Source organism: Capillibacterium thermochitinicola (genome assembly GCF_013664685.1).
In the GTDB taxonomy this organism is placed as follows: domain Bacteria; phylum Bacillota; class UBA4882; order UBA10575; family UBA10575; genus Capillibacterium; species Capillibacterium thermochitinicola.
The window spans coordinates 1-3,571 of sequence record NZ_JAAKDE010000073.1; the positions used below are offsets into that span (position 1 = coordinate 1).

General features: G+C 55.2%; 3 rRNA genes. All 3 read right to left on the bottom strand.

The window, feature by feature from the left end:
- Positions 1 to 110: 110 nt before the first annotated feature.
- Positions 111 to 227: ribosomal RNA gene (gene rrf, locus G5B42_RS11520) — 5S ribosomal RNA — on the bottom strand.
- A gap of 68 nt (positions 228 to 295) precedes the next feature.
- Positions 296 to 3,356, bottom strand: a 23S ribosomal RNA gene (locus G5B42_RS11525).
- Between the two features lie 128 nt (positions 3,357 to 3,484).
- Positions 3,485 to 3,571, bottom strand: a 16S ribosomal RNA gene (locus tag G5B42_RS11530); the annotation flags it as partial.

The following is a 3,571-nucleotide window of genomic DNA, read 5'->3' on the forward strand; positions in this document are numbered from 1 at the left end:
CATAAATAAAACCCGGATCAAAATTTCATTGATCCGGGTTTATGCCAAACCAATATTCGTTAACACAAAATAAAAACCAGGATTTTATTAATCCTGGTTTTAAAAATATTTCCTGGCAACGACCTACTCTCCCAGCCGGTCTCCCGACAAGTACCATTGGCGCTGAGGGGCTTAACTGCCGTGTTCGGAATGGGAACGGGTGGTTCCCCCTCGCCATAGTCACCAGGAAAGGTATAAAGTTGTTGGGTTTACACCCTCAAAACTGCATAGGGAAGAGTTCGAACCAAGGCCGCTTTTGGTCAAACCCTCGACCAATTAGTACCGGTTAGCTCAACGCATTGCTGCGCTTACACACCCGGCCTATCAACCTCGTATTCTACAAGGGGTCTTACCAGATTAACTCTGTGGGAGATCTCTTCTTGAGGATGGCTTCACGCTTAGATGCCTTCAGCGTTTATCCAAACCGCACATAGCTATCCAGCCGTGCCCCTGGCGGGACAACTGGGATACCAGAGGTGCGTCCATCCCGGTCCTCTCGTACTAAGGACAGACCCTCGCAAATCTCCTGCGCCCGCGGTAGATAGGGACCGAACTGTCTCACGACGTTCTGAACCCAGCTCGCGTACCACTTTAATGGGCGAACAGCCCAACCCTTGGGACCTACTCCAGCCCCAGGATGTGATGAGCCGACATCGAGGTGCCAAACCTCCCCGTCGATATGGACTCTTGGGGGAGATAAGCCTGTTATCCCCGGGGTAGCTTTTATCCGTTGAGCGATGGCCCTTCCACTCGGTACCACCGGATCACTAAGCCCGACTTTCGTCCCTGCTCGACTTGTCGGTCTTGCAGTTAAGCTCCCTTATGCCTTTGCACTCAACGCGCGATTCCCAACCGCGCTGAGGGAACCTTTGGGCGCCTCCGTTACCCTTTAGGAGGCGACCGCCCCAGTCAAACTCCCCACCTGGCAATGTCCGGCAGCCGGCTCACGGCGTGCCGTTAGAATTCCAGCACCAAAAGAGTGGTATCCCACCGGCGCCTCCACCGAGACTGGCGTCCCGGCTTCTCTGGCTCCCACCTATCCTGTACATTTGATACCAAAACTCAATACCAAGTTAGAGTAAAGCTCCACGGGGTCTTTCCGTCTAACCGCGGGTAACCCGCATCTTCACGGGTACTTCAATTTCGCCGAGCCCCCCATTGAGACAGCGCCCAAGTCGTTACGCCTTTCGTGCAGGTCGGAACTTACCCGACAAGGAATTTCGCTACCTTAGGACCGTTATAGTTACGGCCGCCGTTTACCGGGGCTTCGGTTCAGACCTTCGCTTGCGCTAAGCCCTCCCCTTAACCTTCCGGCACTGGGCAGGCGTCAGCCCCTATACGTCGCCTTTCGGCTTAGCAGGGACCTGTGTTTTTGCTAAACAGTCGCTTGGGCCATTTCTCTGCAACCCTCTCCCGCTCAGTATGCTAAACACCTCACGGTACCAGGGCACCGCTTCTCCCGAAGTTACGCGGTCAGTTTGCCGAGTTCCTTAACAGGGGTTCTCTCGCGCGCCTTAGGATTCTCTCCTCGCCTACCTGTGTCGGTTTGCGGTACGGGCACCTTGCCTCTCGCTAGAGGCTTTTCTCGACAGCTTGGGTTCAACCAGTTCGCTACTTAAATTTCGCTCCCCGTCACGTCTCGGGCTTCACGTGCGACGGATTTGCCTGTCGCACACCCTACTCGTTTGGACCGGCACTCCAACTGCCGGATGGCCTACCCTTCTGTGTCACCCCATCGCTCAAACGAGACAAGGTGGAACGGGAATCTTGACCCGTTGTCCATCGCCTACGCCTTCCGGCCTCGGCTTAGGTCCCGCCTAACCCTGAGCGGACGAGCCTTCCTCAGGAAACCTTAGGCTTTCGGCGGGCAGGATTCTCACCTGCCTTTTCGCTACTCATTCCTGCATTCTCACTTGTGCCTCCTCCACCGCTCCTTCCGGTACGGCTTCGCAGGTTAGCACAACGCTCCCCTACCACTCTTGCGGGCTTCACCAGAGACTCCGTTTTTCTTGCTGCTGCATTCGTGCTTGCAGCTGAAGCATTTGGGCACCGCATCGCGTTGCCAAACCTTTCACGAAACCCCTGGTGAAACCCGCAAGAATCCTTAGCTTCGGTGTCGTGCTTGAGCCCCGTTACATTTTCCGCGCAAAGACACTTGACCAGTGAGCTATTACGCACTCTTTAAATGATGGCTGCTTCTAAGCCAACATCCTGGCTGTCTATGCATCTTCACCTCGTTTCCCACTTAGCACGAACTTGGGGACCTTAGCTGAAGGTCTGGGCTGTTTCCCTCTCGACGATGAAGCTTATCCCCCATCGTCTGACTCCCATGGTAAACCTTACGGCATTCGGAGTTTGAACGGGTTCAGTAACCTGGTAAGGCCCCTAGCCCAATCAGTGCTCTACCTCCGTAAGTTAACCCATGAGGCTAGCCCTAAAGCTATTTCGGGGAGAACCAGCTATCTCCGAGTTCGATTGGCTTTTCACCCCTAACCACAGCTCATCCCATGCCTTTTCAACGACAATGTGGTTCGAGCCTCCATCTCGGGTTAACGAGACTTCACTCTGGCCATGGTTAGATCACCCGGTTTCGGGTCTACCATAGCAAACTTGCGCCCTCTTCAGACTCGCTTTCGCTACGGCTCCGGCCTTTCCGCCTTAACCTCGCTTGCTACGGTAACTCGCAGGACCGTTCTACAAAAAGTACGCCGTCACGCAGGCCTTGCGGCCATCGCGCTCCGACTGCTTGTAGGCATATGGTTTCAGGTTCTATTTCACTCCCCTCCCGGGGTGCTTTTCACCTTTCCCTCACGGTACTAGTTCGCTATCGGTCGCTGGGTAGTATTTAGCCTTGGGAGGTGGTCCTCCCGGGTTCCCACAGGGTTCCACGTGCCCCGTGGTACTCAGGTATCGCCTCGCCCTTCTTTGCCTTTCGCTTACAGGACTGTCACCTTCTGCGGTGGGCCTTTCCAGACCGCTTCAGCTAGGCTCTAAAGTGGCTTTCTCGGCGACCCTACAACCCCACACATCCGAAGATATGTGGTTTGGGCTCTTCCCCGTTCGCTCGCCGCTACTTAGGGAATCGATCTTTCTTTCTCTTCCTGCGGGTACTTAGATGTTTCAGTTCCCCGCGTTCCCTCCTCCTGCCCTATGGATTCAGGCAGGGGTACCGGGCCATTACGCCCGGTGGGTTGCCCCATTCGGACATCCCCGGATCAACGCTCGCTTGCAGCTCCCCGAGGCTTTTCGCAGCTTGCCGCGTCCTTCGTCGGCTCCCAGCGCCAAGGCATCCGCCATACGCCCTTTGTAGCTTGACCCTTTCGCGCGCCTTTCTCTGCTCGACTTCTTTTGTTCCCCTATGCAGTTTTCAGGGTGCATGCCTGAGGGACTAAACCCTCAAAACTAAACAGCAAGACAGGACCGACCTAGGAGTCTTACTCCTTAGAAAGGAGGTGATCCAGCCGCACCTTCCGATACGGCTACCTTGTTACGACTTCACCCCAATCATCAACTCCACCTTAGACGGCTGCCT